The organism is Streptomyces sp. NPDC104202 (assembly GCF_055584185.1).
In genome coordinates, this window is sequence record NZ_JBVJMN010000019.1 from 68,626 (window position 1) to 90,012 (window position 21,387).

The 21,387-nt window shown below is 74.3% G+C and carries 17 protein-coding genes; 10 read left to right on the forward strand and 7 right to left on the reverse strand.

Features of this window, described 5'->3' with window-relative positions; translation table 11 throughout:
- Window positions 1-181 precede the first annotated feature (181 nt).
- A complete protein-coding gene (locus tag ACZ60W_RS15230) occupies window positions 182-1,531 on the forward strand; it encodes a maltokinase N-terminal cap-like domain-containing protein (protein ID WP_469755779.1) in 1,350 nt (449 codons plus the stop codon).
- 178 nt (window positions 1,532-1,709) lie between these two features.
- Window positions 1,710-3,977, forward strand: a complete 2,268-nt coding sequence (gene glgB / locus ACZ60W_RS15235) for a 1,4-alpha-glucan branching enzyme (protein ID WP_469755780.1) — start codon at window positions 1,710-1,712, stop codon at window positions 3,975-3,977.
- Here the strand turns inward: glgB and ACZ60W_RS15240 are convergent.
- The 4 genes from ACZ60W_RS15240 to ACZ60W_RS15255 all read right to left on the reverse strand — a co-directional run bounded on the left by ACZ60W_RS15240 (window position 3,964) and on the right by ACZ60W_RS15255 (window position 7,731).
- Window positions 3,964-6,213 carry a HelD family protein gene (locus ACZ60W_RS15240; RefSeq protein ID WP_469755781.1) on the reverse strand — a complete coding sequence of 750 codons (2,250 nt, stop codon included), beginning with the start codon at window positions 6,211-6,213 and terminating at the stop codon, window positions 3,964-3,966. The two genes, glgB and ACZ60W_RS15240, sit on opposite strands and share 14 nt — an antisense overlap.
- A 158-nt stretch (window positions 6,214-6,371) precedes the next feature.
- Window positions 6,372-6,710, reverse strand: coding sequence for a thioredoxin family protein (locus ACZ60W_RS15245; protein ID WP_469755782.1), 339 nt, complete (start codon window positions 6,708-6,710; stop codon window positions 6,372-6,374).
- A 5-nt stretch (window positions 6,711-6,715) separates the two neighbouring features.
- On the reverse strand, window positions 6,716-7,132 hold the full coding sequence (locus ACZ60W_RS15250) for a MerR family transcriptional regulator (protein ID WP_469755783.1): 417 nt from the start codon (window positions 7,130-7,132) through the stop codon (window positions 6,716-6,718).
- Between the two features lie 80 nt (window positions 7,133-7,212).
- Window positions 7,213-7,731: an Lrp/AsnC family transcriptional regulator gene (locus tag ACZ60W_RS15255; protein WP_469755784.1), complete on the reverse strand. Its 519-nt coding sequence runs from the start codon at window positions 7,729-7,731 to the stop codon at window positions 7,213-7,215.
- A 66-nt stretch (window positions 7,732-7,797) separates the two neighbouring features.
- Between ACZ60W_RS15255 and ACZ60W_RS15260 the strand changes: the two genes are divergently transcribed.
- Complete coding sequence (locus ACZ60W_RS15260; protein ID WP_469755785.1) at window positions 7,798-8,694, forward strand: NAD-dependent epimerase/dehydratase family protein; 897 nt, start codon at window positions 7,798-7,800, stop codon at window positions 8,692-8,694.
- Entirely contained in the window at window positions 8,694-9,665 is a 972-nt protein-coding gene (locus ACZ60W_RS15265; protein ID WP_469755786.1) for an aldo/keto reductase, read from the forward strand. The genes ACZ60W_RS15260 and ACZ60W_RS15265 overlap by 1 nt, the downstream gene beginning before the upstream one ends.
- Window positions 9,666-9,738: 73 nt before the next feature.
- On the opposite strand, the gene ACZ60W_RS15270 is transcribed toward ACZ60W_RS15265, so the two are convergent.
- Window positions 9,739-11,091, reverse strand: a complete 1,353-nt coding sequence (locus ACZ60W_RS15270; RefSeq protein ID WP_469755787.1) for a cation:dicarboxylate symporter family transporter — start codon at window positions 11,089-11,091, stop codon at window positions 9,739-9,741.
- Window positions 11,092-11,289: 198 nt separating this feature from the next.
- On the opposite strand from ACZ60W_RS15270, the gene ACZ60W_RS15275 reads away from it, so the two are divergent.
- The 4 genes from ACZ60W_RS15275 (at window position 11,290) to ACZ60W_RS15290 (ending at window position 15,267) form a co-directional block, all read left to right on the forward strand.
- The gene (locus tag ACZ60W_RS15275) at window positions 11,290-12,921 is read left to right on the forward strand and encodes a sensor histidine kinase (protein WP_469755788.1); all 1,632 of its coding nucleotides are present in this window, start codon (window positions 11,290-11,292) and stop codon (window positions 12,919-12,921) included.
- Entirely contained in the window at window positions 12,918-13,613 is a 696-nt protein-coding gene (locus ACZ60W_RS15280) for a response regulator (RefSeq protein WP_469755789.1), read from the forward strand. The genes ACZ60W_RS15275 and ACZ60W_RS15280 overlap by 4 nt, the downstream gene beginning before the upstream one ends.
- Window positions 13,614-13,759: 146 nt before the next feature.
- Window positions 13,760-14,368, forward strand: a complete 609-nt coding sequence (locus tag ACZ60W_RS15285; RefSeq protein WP_469755822.1) for a helix-turn-helix domain-containing protein — start codon at window positions 13,760-13,762, stop codon at window positions 14,366-14,368.
- Window positions 14,369-14,526: 158 nt separating this feature from the next.
- On the forward strand, window positions 14,527-15,267 hold the full coding sequence (locus ACZ60W_RS15290; RefSeq protein ID WP_469755790.1) for a tyrosine-protein phosphatase: 741 nt from the start codon (window positions 14,527-14,529) through the stop codon (window positions 15,265-15,267).
- 19 nt (window positions 15,268-15,286) lie between these two features.
- Here the strand turns inward: ACZ60W_RS15290 and ACZ60W_RS15295 are convergent, their stop codons facing one another.
- Together ACZ60W_RS15295 and ACZ60W_RS15300 are read right to left on the reverse strand one after the other, a co-directional pair.
- Window positions 15,287-16,375: a helix-turn-helix domain-containing protein gene (locus ACZ60W_RS15295; RefSeq protein ID WP_469755791.1), complete on the reverse strand. Its 1,089-nt coding sequence runs from the start codon at window positions 16,373-16,375 to the stop codon at window positions 15,287-15,289.
- Window positions 16,376-16,670: 295 nt separating this feature from the next.
- Window positions 16,671-17,696 (reverse strand): ATP-dependent 6-phosphofructokinase, encoded by a 1,026-nt coding sequence (locus ACZ60W_RS15300; protein ID WP_469755792.1) that lies wholly within the window; start codon window positions 17,694-17,696, stop codon window positions 16,671-16,673.
- Window positions 17,697-17,998: 302 nt separating this feature from the next.
- Between ACZ60W_RS15300 and pta the strand changes: the two genes are divergently transcribed.
- Window positions 17,999-20,092 carry a phosphate acetyltransferase gene (gene pta, locus ACZ60W_RS15305; protein ID WP_469755793.1) on the forward strand — a complete coding sequence of 698 codons (2,094 nt, stop codon included), beginning with the start codon at window positions 17,999-18,001 and terminating at the stop codon, window positions 20,090-20,092.
- On the forward strand, window positions 20,089-21,378 hold the full coding sequence (locus ACZ60W_RS15310; protein WP_469755794.1) for an acetate kinase: 1,290 nt from the start codon (window positions 20,089-20,091) through the stop codon (window positions 21,376-21,378). The genes pta and ACZ60W_RS15310 overlap by 4 nt, the downstream gene beginning before the upstream one ends.
- The last annotated feature ends 9 nt before the right edge of the window (window positions 21,379-21,387 follow it).

Consider the following 21,387-nt stretch of genomic DNA (forward strand, 5'->3'; position numbering starts at 1 on the left):
ACCCACACACGTTCGAGGCCGCGATTCAGGCCCATCCGGGCCCACTTGGCGGACCCGTACGGATCTTCCCTTTCCGACACGTCCCGCACATCCGGACAGCCACAGCCGCAATCCGGGACACTCTGCGCATTTGAAAGCACAAGAAACCCAACTGCGCGCCCCGGGGAAAGGACGCGATGCCATGCCGGAGACCGCATCCACCACCCGGGCCCCGGACGCCCTCCTTCCGTCCCTCGCCCCCCTGCTCCACGAATGGCTGCCCCGGCAGCGCTGGTTCGCGGGCAAGGGCCGCCGGGTCACCGGATTCACGCTGGACGCGGCCACCGAGCTGCTGCCCCTGGACGGCACGGGCCCCGGCCTCCTCCACCTCCTCGTACGGGTCGAACAGCCGGGACGCCCGGCCGGGACGCCCGCCGACTGCTACCAGCTCCTCCTGGGCGTCCGCACCCAGCTGCCGCCCCGTCTCGCCCCCGCCCTGATCGGCAGGATCCGCCAGGGGCCGCTCGCCGGACGGGCCGTCTACGAAGGGCTGCGCGACCCGCGGCTCGCCGGACTCCTCTACGAGCGGCTGCGCACCCCCGGCCCGACCGGCCCCCTGCGCTTCCACGCCACCGCGGCCCTGCCGGCCGCCCTCGCTCCCCGGATGCTCGACGCCGAGCAGTCCAACTCCTCGATCGTCTACGGCGACCGGTTCATCCTCAAGATCTTCCGCCGGGTCAGCCCCGGCGCCAACCCCGACCTGGAGCTCCCGCTGGCCCTCGGCCGGGCCGGCTGCGAGCGGGTCCCGGCACCGGTCGCCTGGTTCGAGTCCGGCGCCTCGACCCTCGGCGTCCTCCAGCCCTATCTGCGCGACTCCCGGGACGGCTGGCGGCTCGCGCTCGACGCGCTCGCCGACGGCCGCGAGTTCACCGGCGAGGCGCGGGCCCTCGGCCGGGCCACCGCCGAGGTCCACCTCGCCCTCGCCGAGGCGCTGCCCACCCGGCGGCTGGAGCGGGCCGAGACCGAGCAGCTGACGGCCGCCATGGACCGGCGGCTGCACGCGGCGGCGCAGGCGGTCCCCGCGCTCCTCCCCCACGTGCCCGGCCTGCGGGCGGTGTTCGCGGCGGCGAGCGGCGCGCCGGGCACCGGCGTCCTCCAGCGCATCCACGGCGACCTGCACCTCGGGCAGACCCTCCGCGGGTCCGACGGCGGCTGGGCGGTCATCGACTTCGAGGGCGAGCCGGCGAAGCCGCTCGACGAGCGGCGCGGGGTCCAGCCCACCGTCCGCGACGTCGCCGGCATGCTCCGCTCCTTCGACTACGCGGCCCGCACCCACCGCCCGTGGAACGCCGACTGGGCGGCCCGCTGCCGGGCCGCCTTCTGCACCGGATACGCCGAGGCCGCGGGGGCCGACCCGCGCACCGACCCCGCGCTGCTGCGCGCCTACGAGACCGACAAGGCGGTCTACGAGGTGGTCTACGAGGCCCGGCACCGCCCCGACTGGCTCCCCGTCCCCATGTCCGCCATCCAGCGCCTCGCCGCCGCCCCGTGATCCCCGCCTCCCCTCCCCGCCCCGGCGGGCGGACCCGTTCGGAGCAGGTGCGGACCGGTCCGCCGCGGCGTCTGCCTGGGGGAACGGGGAGGGGCCCCGTTCGGCCGAGTGTCCCGGCGCCGCGTCGCGGCGTTGCCCATCCGTACCCCCGTTCCCCCCGCCCCCCAGGAGGCTCCCGGTGACCGCCCGATCCGCAGGCAAGACGTCCCGCACCAAGAAGACGCCCGCGCCGGACCGGACCGCGGTACGCGAGGCGCCACCGCTCGACCCGGGCGACCGGGCCCGGCTGCTGGCCGGCGAGCACCACGACCCGCACGCGCTCCTCGGCGCGCACCCGGTCCGCGGCGGCGTGGTGGTCCGGGTGCTGCGGCCGTTCGCCCGGGAGGTGACGGTCGTGACCAAGGGCCGCCGCGTCCCGCTGCGCGCCGAGGGCGACGGCCTCTTCTCCGGTCTGCTGCCGCTGCTGCGGAAGGTCCCGGCCTACGAGCTGCGCGTCCGGTACGAGGAGGGCGCGGACGAGCTCGTCGTGGAGGACCCGTACCGCTTCCTGCCCTCGCTGGGCGAGCTCGACCTGCACCTGATCGGCGAGGGCCGGCACGAGGAGCTGTGGACGGCGCTCGGCTCGCGGGTCATGACCCACGAGGGCGTCGCCGGCACCCGGTTCGCGGTGTGGGCGCCGAACGCCCGGGGCGTCCGGGTCACCGGCGCGTTCACCTGCTGGGACGGCACGGCGCTGCCGATGCGCTCGCTGGGCTCCACCGGCGTGTGGGAGCTGTTCGTGCCGGGGATCGGCGAGGGCGACGTCTACAAGTACGACATCACCCGGCCCGACGGCTCGCACACCGTGCGGGCGGACCCGATGGCCCGCCGCGCCGAGTGCCCGCCGGACACGGCGTCGATCGTCACCGAGGCGCACCACGTCTGGGACGACGCGGAGTGGATGGCGCGGCGCGGGGCCCGGCCGCACCACGAGGCGCCGCTGTCGGTGTACGAGCTGCACCTGCCGTCGTGGCGCCCCGGCCTCTCGTACCGGGAGCTGGCAGAGCAGCTGCCGGCCTACGTGCGCGACCTGGGCTTCACGCACGTGGAGTTCATGGCGGTCGCCGAGCACCCGTTCAGCGGGTCCTGGGGCTACCAGGTGACCGGCTTCTACGCGCCGACGGCCCGGATGGGCACCCCGGACGACTTCCGGTACCTGGTGGACGCGCTGCACCGGGCCGGGATCGGCGTCCTGATGGACTGGGTCCCGGCGCACTTCCCCAAGGACGACTGGGCGCTCGCGGAGTTCGACGGCCGCCCGCTGTACGAGCACGAGGACCCGCGCCGCTCCCACCACCCGGACTGGGGCACCCTGGAGTTCGACTACGGCCGCAAGGAGGTCCGCAACTTCCTGGTGGCCAACGCGGTCTACTGGTGCCAGGAGTTCCACATCGACGGGCTCCGGGTGGACGCGGTGGCCTCGATGCTCTACCTCGACTACTCGCGGGAGCACGGAGAGTGGCTGCCGAACGAGTTCGGCGGCCGGGAGAACCTGGACGCGGTGGCCTTCCTCCAGGAGATGAACGCGACCGTGTACCGGCGCTGCCCGGGGATCGTGACGTTCGCCGAGGAGTCGACCGCCTGGGACGGCGTGACGCGGGCGACGGACCAGGTGGGTCCGGGCGGCTTCGGCGGTCTGGGCTTCGGCATGAAGTGGAACATGGGCTGGATGCACGACTCGCTCGGCTACGTCGGGAAGGAGCCGGTGCACCGCAAGTACCACCACCACGAGATGACCTTCTCGATGGTCTACGCGTACAGCGAGAACTACATCCTGCCGATCTCCCACGACGAGGTCGTGCACGGCAAGCGGTCGCTGGTGTCGAAGATGCCCGGCGACTGGTGGCAGCAGCGGGCGAACCACCGGGCCTACCTGGGCTTCATGTGGGCCCACCCCGGCAAGCAACTCCTCTACATGGGCCAGGAGTTCGCCCAGGGCGCGGAGTGGTCGGCGGAGCACGGGCCGGACTGGTGGCTGCTCGACCCCGCGTACGGGGCCGAGGCCGACCACCGGGGCGTGCGGGACCTCGTGCGGGACCTGAACACGGTCTACGCGGCGACCCCGTCGCTGTGGGAGCGGGACACCTCGCCGGAGGGGTTCCGGTGGATCGTCGGGGACGCGGCCGAGGACAACGTCTTCGCCTTCCTGCGCTACGACGCCTTCGGCTCGCCGCTGCTCGCCGTCTCGAACTTCTCGCCGGTCGTCCGCCACGACTACCGGCTCGGGGTGCCGGACTCCTTCGCCGCGTGGTCGGAGGTGCTGAACACGGACGCGTCGCGGTACGGCGGCGGGGACGTGGTCGGCACCGACCCGGTGAAGACCGAGTCGGTGCCGTGGCACGGCCGTTCCGCGAGTCTGCGGATGACGCTGCCGCCGCTGGCGACGGTCTGGCTCAGGCCGGCGTGACGCCGGACGGGCGGATGATCCCCAGGCGCTGAGTGGCCCGGGTCAGCGCGACGTACAGGTCGTTGACGCCGTGCGGGCCGTCGGCCCGGACGGCGTCCGGGTCGACGACCAGGACGGTGTCGAACTCCAGGCCCTTGGCCTGCCGGGGGTCGAGCAGGACGACGGGCCGCGTGAGGTCGGGCTTCGGCCCGTGGGATGCCTCCGGGAGCGCGGCGACGAGCCCGGGGTGGAGGGCCGGCGGGGCGATGACGGCGAGCCGGCCCTCGGCGCGGGCCTCGGCGGCGACCGCGTCGGCGGCCTCCTTCACCGGGTCGTCCACCGTCCGGTCCCAGGGCTCCACGCCGGTGGAGCGCACCGAGCGGGGCGGCTCGAACCCCGGGTCGGCGGCCCGCCGCACCTCGGCGGCGACGGCCATGATCTCGGCGGGCGTGCGGTAGTTGACGCCGAGCCGTACGTGGTCCCACCGGTCCTCGACGTACGGACCGAGGATGCTCTCCCAGGCGCCGACCCCGGCCGGGTCGCCGGTCTGGGCGGGGTCGCCGACCAGGGTCATGGAGCGGCTGGGGCTGCGCCGCATGAGGAGCCGCCAGGCCATCGCGGACAGCTCCTGCGCCTCGTCGACGATGATGTGCCCGAAGGCCCAGGTGCGGTCGGCGGCGGCGCGTTCGGCGGCGGTCCGGTGGTCGGCCTCCTCGTGACGCTCGGCGAACCGCTCGGCGTCGATGATGTCGTGGGCGGAGAGGACCTCGGAGGCGTCCTTGTCGAGCTCCTCCTTGTCCTCGAACTCGTAGGTGCGCGAGGCGAAGGAGACGTCGAGGACGCCCTGCGCGTACTGGATCTGCTTCTGCCGCTCGGCCTCCTCGGCGGCGCGGGCCGCGGAGTCGTCCTCGCCGAGGAGTTCGGCGGCCTCGTCGAGCAGGGGCACGTCGCCGGGGGTCCAGGCCCCGCCGTCGCGCCGGATCGCCGCCGCGTCCGCCTCGGGAAGGTGGGTGGGCTCGGCGAGGTAGTCGGCGAGGAAGTCCTGCGGGGTGAGCGCGGGCCAGAGGGTGGCGATCGCCGCGTACACGTCCGGGTTGGCGGCGATGCCCTTGGCGAGCAGCGCGATGTCGTCGGGGCCGAGGAAGTTGGGGCCGCCGTAGGGGTCGGCGCCGATGCGGTCGGCGAGCTGTTCGGCGAGCGCGTCGAGGATGCGGAAGACGAAGTAGGGCCGGGCGAGGTTGTGCGGGAGGGCGGTCTCACGGGCCTTGTGGCGGGCCTCCAGGGCCATGTCCCAGTCGATGACGAGGTCGCCGTCGTCGTGCGGGACGACCAGCGGCTCGCCGCGTTCGGGGACCTGCTGGCGGTCGCGCACGGCGGCGGCGAGGGCGTCGGCCATCGCGGCGGAGCCCTTGACGGCGGCGACCCGGGGGGTGTCGGTGCCCGTGGCGCGGACGCCGGGGAAGAGTTCGGCCGGGGTGGCCAGGAGGACGCCGGTCTCGCCGAGGGAGGGCAGGACGTTGCCGATGTAGCCGAGGAAGGCCGGGTTGGGGCCGACGATGAGGACGGCGCGCCGGGCGAGCTGCTCGCGGTGGGCGTAGAGGAGGTACGCGGCGCGGTGCAGGGCGACGGCCGTCTTGCCGGTGCCGGGGCCGCCTTCGACGACGAGGACCCCGCGGTGCGGGGAGCGGATGATCGCGTCCTGCTCGGCCTGGATGGTCTGCACGATGTCGTGCATCCGGCCCGTGCGCGCGGCGTCGAGCGCGGCGAGCAGCACCTCGTCGGCGTCGCGGCTCTCGTGGCCGGTGCGGGTGGCGTCGGCGAGGTCGAGCACCTCGTCGTGGAGCGCGGTCACGGTGCGGCCGACGGTGGTGAGGTGGCGGCGGCGGGTGAGACCCATCGGCGCGTACCCGGTGGCGAGGTAGAAGGGGCGGGCGACCTCGGCCCGCCAGTCGACGACGAGCGGGGTGCGGTTCGGGTCGTCCTCGCGGATGCCGAGCCGGCCGATGTGGTGGTCGCGGCCGTCCCGGAAGACGAGCCGTCCGAAGCAGAGCCCGCTCTCCCCGGCGTTGAGCGCGGCGAGCAGGCCGGACTGCTCGGCGACCAGCACGTCCCTCTCCAGCCGGCCCTGGTTGCCGCCCGTTCCGGGCGTGCGCAGGGCACGTTCGACGGCGGCTTCGGCCTGGTCCCGGAGGTCGTCGAGCCGTGCGTACAGATCGGTGATGAATTGCTGCTCTTTCCGAAATTCCTCGGTTGACAATTCGACTCCCGGCGCGATACAGTGCGTTTATTGAACTTCTCCGCGTCCTTTGCATGTCCGGACACGGAATCCATGAATATACGCGACACAATGCCCCGACTGTCAATTCTAGTCGGGGCATTTCTGTATGTCCTTCCGCCGGAAAGCCGTGCGGGGGCTCAGCCCAGCGCGTCCTCCAGCTCCGCCAGAAGGCGCCGCTTCGGGCGGGCGCCGACGAGGGACGCCACCGGCTCTCCGCCGCGGAAGAGCATGAGGGTGGGGGTCCCGAGGACCCCGTACCGCAGCGCGGTCCCGGGGTTGCGGTCCACGTCCATCTCCACGATCCGCAGCCGCGCCGCCTCCTCGGCGGCGATCGCCCCGAGCACCGGACGCATCTGCCGGCAGGGTCCGCACCACTCCGCGGTGAACTTCACCAGGACCGGCACCCCCGCCCCGAGCACCTCCGTGCCGAAGTCCTCGTCCGTGACCTCGGCCACCGCCTCGCCGTACGCCGTCATCGCCGTCACCTCTCCGTCTCCCGTTCCGCCGTCGTGTCGAGCGCGCACCGGGGCTCCGGCCCGTGCGGCAGTTCCGCCTCGGCCCGCAGCAGCTGCGCGTCCACCTGGTCGCGCACCGCCCGGAGCTGCGCGATGAGCCCGTCCAGCTCGGCGACCTTCCGCCGGTAGACGGCGATGGACGCGGGACAGGCGTCCCCCGCCGGATGGCCCGCGCGCAGGCAGTCGACGAACGGCCGCGTCTCCTCCAGCTCGAACCCGAAGTCCTGCAGGGTCCTGATCTGCCGGAGGAGCCGCAGGTCGTCCTCGTCGTAGGTGCGGTACCCCTGCTCCGTGCGCCGGGGCGCCAGGAGGCCGCGGGACTCGTAGTACCGCAGGGTCCGCGTGGTCGTCCCGGCCCGTTCGGCCAGCTCTCCGATGCGCATGTCCCCGACCGTAGGGCTTGACGTCGGCGTCAGGGCAAGGGGCCGGGCGGGAGGGGCCGGGGGCACGCCGGCCGCACGGTTCAGGAGGGCGGCAGGAGGGGTCTGCGGACCACCGGCGACGACAGGACGATCGAGGTCGTGGTCCGGCCGAGGGCCGAGGTCTGCTCCAGGACGTCCTCCAGGTGGATCGTGTCGGTGACGGCGACCTTGAGGATCCAGCAGTCCTCGCCGACCACGTGGTGCACCTCCAGGACCTCCGGGCGCGCGGTGAGTTCCAGGGTGCGGGGGTGCTTCAGGGTGTAACCGCCGTGCGGGTTCACCCGGATGAACGCCTGGATGCCGTACCCGAGCCTGGCCGGGGAGACGTGGGCGCCGTAGCCGGTCACCGCCCCGTACGCCTCCAGGCGGCGGACCCGTTCGGTGACGGCCGCGGGGCTGAGCCGGACGCGGCGGCCGAGCTCGCTGAGCTTGATGCGGCCGTCGGTCTGCAGGAGGTCCAGGATCTGCCGGTCGATGGCGTCGAAAGCGGCCGCCGGTGTTTCGTCGGCGGCGGCGCGCGCCTGCCGTGGTTCTTTCGGCGGAACGGCCCGGACTCCCATGTCTCCCCCTTCATCGGACAGTCGCACAACGTAACACTGGAGGCAGGAAGCAAGGGAGTGGGATTCATGGACATTCTGGTCATCGGCGGGAACCGCTATTTCGGAAAGCGGCTCATCGCGCTGCTGCGGGAATCCGGACACCGGATCTCGGTGCTCAACCGGGGCTCTTCGGGAACGCCGGAGGGGATCGAGCGGCTGGTCGCCGACCGCGACGACGAGGCCGCCCTCGAATCCGTTCTCGCGGGGCGCTCCTTCGACGTCGTCGTGGACCAGGTCTGCTACACCCCGCGCCAGGCGGAGATCGCCCGGAGGGTGTTCGCGACGCGCACCCGGCGCTATGTGATGACCTCGACGGTGGAGGTGTACGCGTACGAGGACTCGCCCCTGCCCGTCGCCGAGTCGGCCCTCGACCTCGGCACGGTCACCGTCGACACCGGCCTCGCGTGGGACGACCCGGAGTTCCGCGACGCGCACTACGGGGAGGGCAAGCGACAGGCCGAGGCGGTCTTCGCGGCCGGCACGCCCTTCGCCTGGGCGTCGGTGCGGGTGGCCCACGTGCTGGGCGGCGCGGACGACTTCACCGGCCGGCTCGACCACTACGCGCGGCGCATCCGCGCGGGCGAGCCGATCGCGGTGCCGGTGGTGAACCACCCGGCCACGTACGTGTACGTGGAGGAGATCGCCGCCTTCCTCGCCTGGGCGGTCGGGGCGGAGTTCACCGGGCCCGTCAACGCCCACTCCCACGGCCCGCTCACCACGGCCGACCTGTGCGCCGAGATCGAGAAGCGGGTGGGCGGCCGGACCGTCTTCGCGGAGGTGGAGGTCGGCGAGGTCTCGCCGTTCTCCTTCGCCCGCTCCTACGCCATGAACAACTCCCGTGCGGAGGAGCTGGGTTACTCCTTCGGCCACACCCGGGACTGGCTCCCGCGGGCCGTCGCCGAGACCGTCGGGGCGGTGCGCTGATGCGGTACCGGACCCTGGGGGACGTACGGGTCTCGGCGATCGGGTTCGGCACGATGCCGCTCTCCATCGAGGGGCGCCCTGACGGGGACCGGGCCGTCGCCACCGTGCACGCGGCCCTCGACGCGGGGGTGACGCTCCTGGACACCGCCGACTCCTACCACCCGCCGGGCGGCGCGCCGGGCGAGGGCGAACTCCTCGTCGCGCGGGCCCTGGCCGCGTACGGCGGCGGCACGGACGGCGTCCTGGTGGCGACGAAGGGGGGCCGGGGGCGGACCGCGGACGGCGGCTGGACCGTGGACGGCCGGCCGGCGCACCTGCGGCGGGCGGCGGAGGGCTCGGCGCGGCGGCTCGGCGGCGGCGCGATCGGCCTCTACCAGCTCCACAAGCCGGACCCGGCCGTCCCGTACGCCGAATCCCTGGGCGCGGTGCGGGAGTTGCTCGACGCGGGCACGGTACGGCTCGCGGGCGTCTCGAACGTCGACGCGGGGCAGATCCGGCTGGCCCGCGAGATCCTCGGCGACCGGCTGGTCTCCGTGCAGAACCGCTACTCGCCCGCGGTCCGGGAGGGCGAGGCGGAGCTGCGGCTCTGCGCGGAGCTGGGGCTCGCCTTCCTGCCGTGGAGCCCGCTCGGCGGGATCTCCCGGTCCTCCCTGGACGGGGCGTCCGCGCTGGAGGAGGACCCGGAGTTCGGCGCCTTCCACCGGGTGGCGCGGGCCCGCGGGGTCAGCCCGCAGCGGGTGGCGCTGGCCTGGCTGCTCGCCCGCGCGGAGACCGTGCTCCCGATCCCGGGGGCGAGCCGGCCGGAGACGGTACGGGACTCGGCGGGCGCGGCGGAGCTGGTCCTGGACCCCGCGGAGCTCGCGGCACTGGACGGGGCGGGCGCGACCGGGCCGGACCGCGCGGGGGCGGCCGGACAGGACCGCGCGTCGGCGACCGGGCCGGACCGCGCGGGGGCGGGGGCCGGCGCATGAGAAGGGCGGCCCACGGGGGGCCGCCCTTCTCCCGGGGCCCGGATCCGGCTCAAGGCCCGGGACCCGGGGTACGTCAGACGCCCGCGCGCGCCTTCTCCTCGCCGCCCTCGGCCCGCTGGTCCGGGACGGCGGCGGGGGCGTGGTCGTCGAGCAGGGTCTGCTCGTCGAAGGGGACACGCCCCGCGAGGACCTCGGCGGCCCGCTCCTTGTCGATCTCCTTCGTCCAGGTGCCGACGAGGACGGTGGCGACGGCGTTGCCCGCGAAGTTGGTCAGGGCCCGCGCCTCGCTCATGAAGCGGTCGATGCCGACGATCAGGCCGACCCCGTCGACGAGCTCGGGCCGGTGCGACTGGAGACCGCCCGCGAGGGTCGCGAGTCCGGCGCCGGTGACACCCGCCGCGCCCTTCGAGGCGATGATCATGAAGACGAGCAGCGAGATCTGCTCGCCGAGCGAGAGCGGGTCGCCCATCGCCTCGGCCGTGAAGAGCGAGGCCATCGTCAGGTAGATCGCGGTGCCGTCGAGGTTGAAGGAGTAGCCGGTCGGCACGGTGATGCCGACGACGGGCTTGCTGACGCCCAGGTGCTCCATCTTCGCGATGAGCCGGGGCAGCGCCGACTCCGAGGAGGAGGTGGAGAGGATCAGCAGGAACTCCCGGCCGAGGTACTTCAGGAGGGACCAGATGTTGATGCCCGCGACCAGCCGCAGCAGCGCCCCGAGGACGAGGAAGACGAAGAGTCCGCAGGTCAGGTAGAAGCCGATCATGATGACGGCGAGCGACGTGAGGGCGGCGGCGCCGGTCGCGCCGACGACCGCGGCGATCGCGCCGAACGCGCCGACCGGGGCGGCCCACATGATCATGCCGAGGATGCGGAAGACGAGCCGCTGGATGTGGCCGATCCCGCGCAGCACCGGCTCCCCGGCCGCCCCCATCGCCTGCAGGGCGAAGCCGGCGAGCAGGGCCACGAGGAGGGTCTGGAGGACCTCGCCGCCGGTGAAGGCGGAGACGAGCGTGGTCGGGATGATCCCGAGGAGGAAGTCCGGCGTGGACTCGCTCGCGCCCTCGGCCTGCTTGGCGCCGGCCTCGGCGATCTCCTTGGTCAGGTGGAGGCCGGAGCCGGGCTCCAGGAGGTTGCCGACGACCAGGCCGATCGCGAGCGCCACGGTCGACATCACGAGGAAGTAGCCGAGGGCGAGGCCGCCGACGGCGCCGACCTTCGCGGCCTTCCTGACCGAGCCGACGCCCAGCACGATCGTGCAGAAGATGATCGGCGAGATCATCATCTTGATCAGGTTGACGAAGCCGGTGCCCAGCGGCTTGAGCTCGACGGCGACGCCCGGCGCCAGGAACCCGACCGCGATGCCGAGCAGGACGGCGCCGATGACGGCCAGATACAGATAGTGGGTACGGTCCCGGCGTGCGGCCACGGGGTCCTCCTCGTGCTGGTGGGTGTCCACGTCCCGGTGGACTCCGCGACTATCCACCAGCCTGTGACCGGGGTCACGGTTGCGTGCGTTTCGTTCACGGCCGGAGCGCCGGGCGGGGGACAACCCGGACAAGCGGGAAGAGAACGATTCGGGAACGCGGCTGCCCCGCCGCCCGCCCGGCCGTGCACACTTACCCGCATGCGTCTCCCCCTCCCCCGTCCCCGCAGCCTGGCCGGCCAGCTCTTCGCCATGCAGGTCGTGCTGGTGGCCGTCGTCGTGGCGGGGTGCGCGGTCTTCGCGTACGTCACGGACCGGGCGCAGGCGGAGGAGACCGCCCGGCGCCAGTCCACGGCGACCGCGGCGGCCGTCGCCGACTCCCCCGCCGTGGCCGCCGCCGCACGCTCCGCCGATCCGACCGCCGTCCTCCAGCCGTACACGGAGTCGCTCCGCCGGCACGCGGACGTGGCCTTCGTGGTGATCATGGCGCCGGACGGCACCCGCTGGACCCACCCCGAGCCCGAGCAGATCGGCCGCACCTACCTCGGTCACATCGCGCCCGCGGTGGCGGGCCGGACCTACTCCGAGACCCACCTCGGCGTCCTCGGCCCCTCCGTGCGGACGATCGCGCCCGTCTGGGACGACGGCCGGGTCGTCGCCCTGGTCAGCGCCGGCATCACCATCGAGCGGATCAGCGCGCAGGTGCGGGAGCAGGTGACCGCGCTGCTCGGCATGGCCGGCGCGGCGCTCGCGCTCGGCGGCGCGGGGACGTACGTCGTCAACGCCCGGCTGCGCCGCCACACGCACGGGATGAACGCCGCGGAGCTGAGCCGGATGCACGACTACCACGAGGCCGCGCTGCACGCGGTCCGCGAAGGGCTCGTGATGCTCGACGGCCGGCGGCGGATCGCCCTGATCAACGACGGGGCCCGCGAACTGCTCGGCCTGGACGACGCGGTCGTCGGCCGGCCCGCCGCCGAACTCGGCCTGCCCGCCCCCCTGACGGGGGCGCTGCTCTCCTCCGAGCCGCGCGTCGACGAGACGCACCTGACGGCCGACCGGGTGCTCGTCGTCAACACCCGCCCGGTGGTGGGCGGGGAGCAGCGCGGCACGGTCGTCACCCTCAGGGACCGCACCGAACTCCAGGCGCTCTCCGGCGAACTGGACTCCGAGCGGGGCTTCACCGAGGCCCTGCGCTCCCAGGCCCACGAGGCGGCGAACCGGCTCCACGCCGTCGTCTCGCTCATCGAACTCGGGCGGGTGGAGGAGGCCGTGGAGTTCGCCACGGCCGAGCTGGAGCTCGCGCAGGCGCTCACCGACCGGGTCGTCGAGGCGGTCGGCGAGCCCGTCCTCGCCGCCCTGCTGCTCGGCAAGGCGGCCCAGGCCCACGAGCGGGGCGTCGAGCTGGTCCTCACCGAGGACAGCCGCATCGACGACGGCCGGGTGCCGGCCGCGCTGCCCTCGCGCGACCTGGTGACGATCCTGGGCAACCTCATCGACAACGCGGTCGAGGCGGTCGGCGGCACCCCCCACGCGCGGGTCGCCGTCACCGTCGCGGCCCGCAGCGGCGACGGCGAACTCCTCCTGCGCGTCGGCGACAACGGTCCCGGCGTCCGCGCCGGCGACCGGGAGGCCGTCCTCGGCCGGGGCTGGTCCACCCGGGGCCCGGGCCGCGGCCTCGGTCTCGCCCTGGTCGGCCAGGCCGTGTCCCGTGCCTCCGGCACGCTGGCCGTGGCCGACGCCCCGGCCGGCGGCGCGGAGTTCACCGTACGGCTGCCGCTGCCGGGCCCGGCGGCCCCGGCGGACCGCGCGGCCGCGGAGGTGACCGCGTGACCGCCGCTCCCCTGCGGGTCCTGGTCGTCGAGGACGATCCCGTCGCGGCCGACGCCCACGCGCTGTACGCGGGGCGGGTCGAGGGGTTCACCGTCGTCGGCGTGGCCCACTCGCGGGCCGCCGCCGTGCGGCTCCTCGACCGGACGCCGGTCGACCTGATCCTGCTGGACCTGTACCTGCCCGACGGGCACGGCCTCCAGCTGCTGCGGGCGCTGCGAGCGGCGGGGCACACGGCCGACGTGATCGCCGTGACCTCCGCGCGCGACCTGGCGATCGTCCGCGAGGGCGTCTCGCTCGGGGTCGTCCAGTACGTCCTGAAGCCGTTCGCCTTCGCCACGCTGAGGGACCGGCTCGCGCGGTACGCCGAGTTCCGGGCGGCGGCCGGGGAGGCGTCCGGGCAGGACGAGGTGGACCGGGCGCTCGCCGCGCTGCGGGCGCCGAACCCGGCCACGCTCCCCAAGGGTCTGAGCGCCCCCACCCTGGAGTCGGTCACCCGCACGCTGCGGGACGCGCCGGCCGGGCTCACGGCCGCGGAGGCCGGGACGGCGGTCGGGATCTCCCGGATCACCGCCCGCCGGTACCTGGAGCACCTGGTCACCGAGGGCCGGGCGGTGCGGGCGCCGCAGTACGGGCAGATAGGGCGGCCCGAGCTCCAGTACCGCTGGCTGGACGGCAGGGGCCGCGGTTACTGACCGGTTCCGACGTTCCTACGACGTCGTCTCTTTGGGCGAACGCACCGTAGCCACCCGTCACCCTCCGCACCTACCTTGACCGGGTGCACCAACCCTCCCCTCCCTTCGACGCCCCGGCCGCGCGCCGGCTGCGCGAGGGCCTCGGCATGGCCCACGGACACGTCGCCTACGGCCTGCGCGCGCAGTACGGCCTCTTCGTCACCCCCGAGACCGTCGCCGACTGGGAGCGCGGCCGGGCCGCGCCCACCGAACAGGAGCTGACCGCGCTCGCCGGCGTCCTGTGGTGCTCCCCCGCCGAGCTGATCGCCGTCGCCACCACCCTCCGCGAACACCGGATGGCCCGGGGCCTCACCCCCGAGGACCTCGCCCACCGCGTGGGCGTGCCGGCCGCCGCGTACCAGCGGATGGAGGACGAGGGGCAGTGGCGCGGCACCGAGCGCCAGACGGCGGCACTCGCCGAGGCCCTGGGACTGGGCCCCCGGGCCCTGATCACCGCGACCGGCGGCGACGGGCGCCTCGCCGAACTGCTGCGGGACGCCGCCACCACCCGCTGGCAGGCGTACGTGAAACCGGCCGTGAAGATCCTGCCGCTGCCCCGGCGGACCCTGGAGGCCGCGCTCCAGCTGCTCCACGCCGAGTACCACGCCCGGATGGCGGCCACCAGCAGCTGGGGCGCCTCCGGGGCGACCGGCGACGAGGGCCGGGCCTACCTGGACGGGATCACCGGCCACTTCTGGGCGGCCGTCGGTTCCTAGGGCCTGTCGTCACCATCCTCTCGTTGCCCGCGGGGCAGAGGGGATGGTGACGACAGGCCCCAGGGGGCGTGGAAGCGGCGCCGTCCGCCCCAAGGCCGGGCGGGACTCCCCTGACGCGCCCTGGGCCGACTCGCGGGCCCGGACCGTAGATTGGCCCCGTGAGACGACACATACCGTTCGAACGGCTCCACAACTTCCGTGACCTGGGCGGCTATCGGACCGCCGACGGCGGGACCGTGCGGTGGGAGACCCTCTACCGCTCCGACTCCCTCGCCAAGCTGACCGGCGCGGCCCCCTCCGACGTGCAGCGCTTCCGGGCGCTGGGCGTGACCACCGTGATCGACCTGCGCTACCCGTGGGAGATCGCCGCCAAGGGCCGCCTGCCGGAGTCCGAGGACGTCTCCTGGCACAACCTGTCCATCGAGCACCGCCCCTACGAGCAGGCGGAGATCGACCCCGCCCTCGACCCGTGGCGCTACCTCGCCGACCGGTTCGCCGAGGTCGCCGAGGACGGCGCGGAGGAACTGCGCACCGCCCTGGAGGTGATCGCCGCCGCCGAGGGGCCGCTCGTCTTCCACTGCGCCTCGGGCAAGGACCGCACGGGCCTGCTCGCGGCCCTCGTCCTGGGCCTCCTGGACGTCCCCGACGAGGAGATCCTCGCCGACTTCGCCCTCACCGAGCTCGCCACCGAGCGGCTGGTCGCCGACTGGCACGCGAGCCACCCGGGCCGCACCCTGCGCTGGCCCGGCTACGGCCGCGCCCCCGCCGACGTCCTCCGTCTCTTCCTCGCGGACCTCCGCGACCGGTACGGCTCGCTGCACGGGTACGTCACCGGCCACGTCGGACTCGACCCGGCGGTGATCGCCCGGCTCACGTCCCGTCTGGTGGAGGCCGCCTAGCCGGACCGCCCGCCCGTCCTCAGCCCCGCCGGTCGAAGTCGAAGAGCTGACCCGCCGCGTCCGGCGCGCACGGCGCCTGGGCCAGTCCCGCCCAGGCGGCCGAGCGGGCGCCGACGACCGTGACGCAGCTGCCGGGCGTGGCGGAGCCGACCGGAACGATCCGGTAGCCCTCGACGGGCGAGCCGTACGGCTCCAGGACGAAGTCCTCCACGCGGCTCGGGTCGCCGCACTCCGCGTCCTCGAAGGCGGCGCCGGGCATCCGGCCGCCGGAGGGTATGCCGGAGCAGCCGGGACCGAGGTCGGGGTGGTCGGAGACGATCCTCCAGCGGCCGCCGCCCCGCTCCTCCAGGGCGTACAGCGGCACCGCCGCACCGCCGCAGGGCACCTGGTGGACCTGCCCGCTCCGCGCGCCGCGCCGCTCGCCGAGGCAGTAGTCCGTGCCGGCCACCCGGACCCGCACGTCCCCGGCCGCCGGCGCGGTCACCGTCCGCGGCGGGTGTCCGCCGTGGCCGTCCCGCAGCACCGCGACGACGCTCACCGCGGCCAGGACGAGTCCGGCCGACGCGACCACGGCGACGAGCGCCCGTCGTATCCGGCCCGGCGGCGCGGGGCGCGGCCCGGCCGCGGCCTCCGCGGGGTCCGCGGCCTCGCCGGGCCAGGCGGGCACCACCGCGCCCTCCACGGCGTCGGCCCAGGCCCCCGTCGCGTCCCCGTGCCCGTCTCCGCTCTCGTGCCCGTCTCCGCTCTCGTGTTCGTTCTCGTCGCCGCGGTCCTCGGGTGGCTCCGGAGAGGGTGAGCGGTCCGCCGCGCCGGCCGGGAGCGGGCGGCGGGCCAGCCGGTCCCGGACCGCGCGCCACTGCTCCCGCTCCGCCGCCGGGAGGCCGCACGCGCGGACGAAGGCGGTGAGGAGTTCGTCGCGGGGCAGGGTCGGGCGGGTCAGGATGGTGGCGACGGTGGAGCGGGGCAGGACGTCGCCGCTCGCCTCCGCGCGGGCCGCGAGCTCGCGACAGGTCAGCCCCGACCACTCCCCGAGGGCCTGGAGCAGCGCGAGGAACTCGGCGGCGCTCCGTGCCTCGCGCGGGTCAGGGGCCCGTTCCCCCGGCGTCATCCGCCTCTCCCCCCTCGGCCGGACAGACGTGGGACATGTCCGGGACAGGCCCCAAGCCTGGTTGATCCCCCGGCCGGACTCAAGAGTGGATCCCGGCAATTCCGCGGGCCGGACGACGGCCCGCACGGACGAGTGGCCCCGACCGTCCACGGGGGACGGTCGGGGCCACTTCCGGCTGTCGGGGGTCCCGGCGTGCGGCCGGGACAGGTCGGGACGGAGGTCCCGGCCGGCGGGACGCAGGTCCCGGCCGGCGGGGGCGGGCCGGGCGCGGGCGCGCGCCGGGGTGCCGGGCGGTCTAGAAGACCGACTCGGCCTCGCGCATCCGGTCCTCGGGGACGGTCTTGAGCTGGGTCACGGCCTCGGCCAGCGGCACCATCTCGACGTTCGTGCCGCGCAGCGCCGTCATGCGGCCGAAGTCGCCGCGGTGCGCGGCCTCGACCGCGTGCCAGCCGAAGCGGGTGGCGAGCACCCGGTCGTACGCGGTCGGGGTGCCGCCGCGCTGGACGTGGCCGAGGATGACGGGGCGGGCCTCCTTGCCGAGGCGCCGCTCCAGCTCGACGGCGAGCTGGTTGCCGATGCCCTGGAAGCGCTCGTGGCCGAACTGGTCGATCTCGCCCTTCGCGTACTCCATCGAGCCCTCGGCCGGGTGCGCGCCCTCGGCGACGCAGATGACGGCGAACTTCTTGCCGCGGGCGAAGCGCTCCTCGACCATCTTCACCAGGTCGTCGACCTGGAAGGGGCGCTCGGGCAGGCAGATGCCGTGGGCGCCGCCGGCCATGCCGGACTCCAGCGCGATCCAGCCGGCGTGGCGGCCCATCACCTCGACGACCATGACGCGCTGGTGGGACTCGGCGGTCGTCTTGAGGCGGTCCATCGCCTCGGTGGCGACGCCGACGGCGGTGTCGAAGCCGAAGGTGCGGTCCGTGGAGGAGATGTCGTTGTCGATCGTCTTCGGGACGCCGACGACGGGCATGCCGGCGTCGGAGAGCATCCGGGCGGCGGTCAGGGTGCCCTCGCCGCCGATCGGGATGAGGACGTCGATGCCGTACTGCCGGGCCAGGTCGGGGGCGGACTCGGCGGCCTCGCGGAGCCGGTTCCGCTCCAGGCGGGCCGAGCCGAGGATGGTGCCGCCGCGGGCCAGGATGCCGCTGACGGCGTTGAGGTCGAGGGGCCTGAAGTGGCCGTCGAGGAGGCCCTTGAAGCCGTCCTCGAAGCCGATGACCTCGTCGTCGTGGCCGGTCAGCGCCCGGTGCACGACCGACCGGATCACTGCGTTCAGGCCGGGGCAGTCGCCGCCTGCGGTGAGAACTCCGATGCGCATCGTGCTGTGTCTCCTGCTCGGTCGCGGTCCGTGGTGAGCCTTCGCAATTCTCACACGACGGACCTGGGGGCCGCGTTCGCCGCCGCTCCGCGCGTTCCCCGGGACGGCTTCGCGGAGGCCTTTCGTCCCGTGATGCGGGCCCTTCGCCCGGCGGGCGGCCTAACCAGCCACGGAGGTATTGTCAAGGGGGTGATGCCGCCCTATCGGGGCTTTCTGAGCACTGTCGATTGACGCACGGGCCGCGAAGGTACCGCGAGGGTACCGCCCGGCCCCTTCCGCAGGACTGGACAGGAGACCACGGCGTGACGCGCAGCGTGTACGTGACCGGGATCGACCGGGGTGACGGCCGCCAGGTCGTCGAGCTGGGAGTCATGGAGCTCCTCACCCGCCAGGTGGACCGCGTGGGGGTGTTCCGGCCCCTGGTGCACGACGGACCGGACCGGCTCTTCGACCTGCTGCGCGCCCGCTACCGGCTGACGCAGGACCCCTCGACGGTCTACGGCATGGACTACCACGAGGCCGCGGCGCTCCAGGCCGAGCGGGGCACCGACGAGCTGGTGTCCGAGCTGGTCGACCGGTTCCACGCGGTGGCCCGCGCCTACGAGGTCGTCCTGGTCCTCGGCACCGACTTCGCCGCCACCCAGCTCCCCGACGAGCTCGCCCTCAACGCCCGCCTGGCCAACGAGTTCGGCGCCTCCGTCATCCCCGTCGTCGGCGGCAAGGGCCAGCCCGCGGAGTCCGTCCGGGCCGAGGCGCGCAACGCCTTCCGCGCGTACGAGGTCCTCGGCTGCGACGTGCTCGCGATGGTCGTCAACCGGGTGGCGGCCGAGGACCGCGAGGTCATCGCCGAGCGCCTCGCCGCCCGGCTCCCCGTGCCCTGCTACGTCCTGCCGGACGAGCCGGCGCTCGCCGCGCCCACGGTCGCCCAGATCACCCACGCGCTCGGCGCCACCGTCGTCCTCGGCGACGACGCGGGCCTGGCGCGCGACGCCCTGGACTTCGTCTTCGGCGGCGCGATGCTGCCGAACTTCCTCAACGCGCTGACGCCGGGCTGTCTCGTCGTCACCCCCGGGGACCGGGCCGACCTGGTCGTCGGCGCGCTGGCCGCCCACTCGGCCGGGACCCCGCCGATCGCCGGGGTGCTGCTCACCCTCGACGAGCGGCCCAGCCCGGAGATCCTCACCCTCGCCGCCCGCCTGGCGCCCGGCACCCCGGTCGTCTCCGTCGCCGGCAACAGCTTCCCGACCGCCACCGAACTCTTCGCCCTCGAAGGCAAGCTGAACGCGGCGACGCCCCGCAAGGCGGAGACCGCCCTCGGGCTCTTCGAGCGGCACGTGGACACCGCCGACCTCCTCGCCCGGGTCTCGGTGGCGCGCAGCGGCCGGGTGACCCCGATGATGTTCGAGCACGAGCTGCTGGAGCAGGCGCGGGCCGACCGCCGGCGGGTGGTGCTCCCCGAGGGCACCGAGGAGCGGGTGCTGCGGGCCGCGGACGTCCTCATCCGCCGTGACGTGTGCGACCTGACCCTGCTCGGCGACGTGGAGACGATCCGCAAGAAGGCCGCGGACCTCAGCGTGGACCTGCGCGGGACGCAGCTGATCGATCCGCAGACCTCGGAGCTGCGGGACTCCTTCGCGGAGAAGTACGCGGCGCTGCGGGCCCACAAGGGCGTCACGGTCGAGCTCGCGTACGACGTGGTCTCGGACGTGAACTACTTCGGCACCCTGATGGTCCAGGAGGGCCTGGCCGACGGCATGGTCTCCGGTTCGGTGCACTCGACGGCCGCGACGATCCGCCCGGCCTTCGAGATCATCAAGACGAAGCCGGACGCGTCGATCGTCTCCTCGGTGTTCTTCATGTGCCTCGCCGACAAGGTGCTGGTGTACGGCGACTGCGCGGTCAACCCCGACCCGAACGCCGAGCAGCTCGCGGACATCGCCGCCCAGTCCGCGGCCACCGCCGCCCGCTTCGGCGTGGACCCCCGGATCGCGATGCTCTCGTACTCCACCGGCACCTCGGGCTCGGGCGCCGACGTCGACAAGGTGCGGGAGGCGACGAAGCTGGTCCGCGAGGCCCGTCCGGAGCTGCGGATCGAGGGCCCGATCCAGTACGACGCCGCCGTCGAGCCGTCCGTGGCGGCGACGAAGCTGCCGGACTCGGAGGTGGCGGGGCAGGCGACGGTCCTGATCTTCCCGGACCTCAACACCGGCAACAACACCTACAAGGCCGTGCAGCGTTCGGCCGGCGCCGTGGCCGTCGGCCCGGTGCTCCAGGGTCTGCGCAAGCCCGTGAACGACCTCTCGCGGGGCGCGCTCGTCAGCGACATCGTCAACACGGTCGCCATCACGGCGATCCAGTCCCAGGTCCCCTCCCAGGGTCAGGAGCTCCCCGCATGACCGTCCCCCCGACTCCCGGCGCCGCCCCGACCGACGAGCCGCGCCCGGACTCCCCCGCCGCGGCCCCGTCCCGCGTCCTGGTCCTCAACTCCGGTTCCTCGTCGCTGAAGTACCAGCTGCTCGACATGCGCGACGACGGCCGGCTGGCCCAGGGACTCGTCGAGCGGATCGGCGAGGAGACCTCCCGGCTGGTGCACACCCCGCTCCAGGGCGGGGGCGGCGAGCGGCGCGAGACGACCGGTCCGATCACCGACCACGCGGCGGCCCTGAAGGCGGTCGCGGAGGAGCTGGCGGCGGACGGGCTGGGCCTCGACTCGCCCGAGCTGGCGGCGATCGGCCACCGGGTGGTGCACGGCGGGCTGCGGTTCACCGAGCCGACGGTCATCGACGACGAGGTGCTCGCGGAGATCGAGCGGCTCGTGCCGGTGGCGCCGCTGCACAACCCGGCGAACCTCGTCGGCATCCGTACGGCCATGGCGCTCCGCCCCGACCTGCCGCAGGTCGCGGTCTTCGACACCGCGTTCCACACGACGATGCCGGAGGCGGCGGCGCGGTACGCGATCGACGTGGAGACCGCCGACGCGCACCGGATCCGGCGGTACGGCTTCCACGGCACCTCGCACGCGTACGTGTCGCGGGAGACGGCGAGGCTGCTCGGCAAGGAGCCGGAGGAGGTGAACGTGATCGTGCTGCACCTGGGCAACGGCGCCTCCGCCTCGGCGGTGGCGGGCGGCCGGTGCGTGGACACCTCGATGGGCCTGACGCCGCTGGAGGGCCTGGTCATGGGCACCCGCTCGGGCGACATCGACCCGGCGGTCACCTTCCACCTGAAGCGGGTGGCGGGCATGTCGGCGGACGAGATCGACGTCCTGCTGAACAAGAGGTCGGGCCTGGTGGGGCTCTGCGGCGACAACGACATGCGGGAGATCCGCCGCCGGATCGACGAGGGCGACGCCCGGGCCGCGCTCGCCTTCGACATCTACGTCCACCGGCTGAAGAAGTACATCGGCGCGTACTACGCGGTGCTGGGCCGGGTGGACGCGGTGGCGTTCACGGCGGGCGTCGGCGAGAACGCGGCGCCGGTGCGGGAGGCCGCGATCGCGGGCCTGGAGGAGCTGGGTCTCGCGGTCGACTCGGACCTGAACGCGGTGCGTTCGGACGAGGCGCGGATCATCTCGCCGAACTACGCGCGGGTGGCCGTTGCCGTGGTGCCGACGGACGAGGAGCTGGAGATCGCGCGCCAGAGCCACGCGCTCGTTCAGCGCTCCGAGGGCTCGAACGAGTGAACGCCTGAG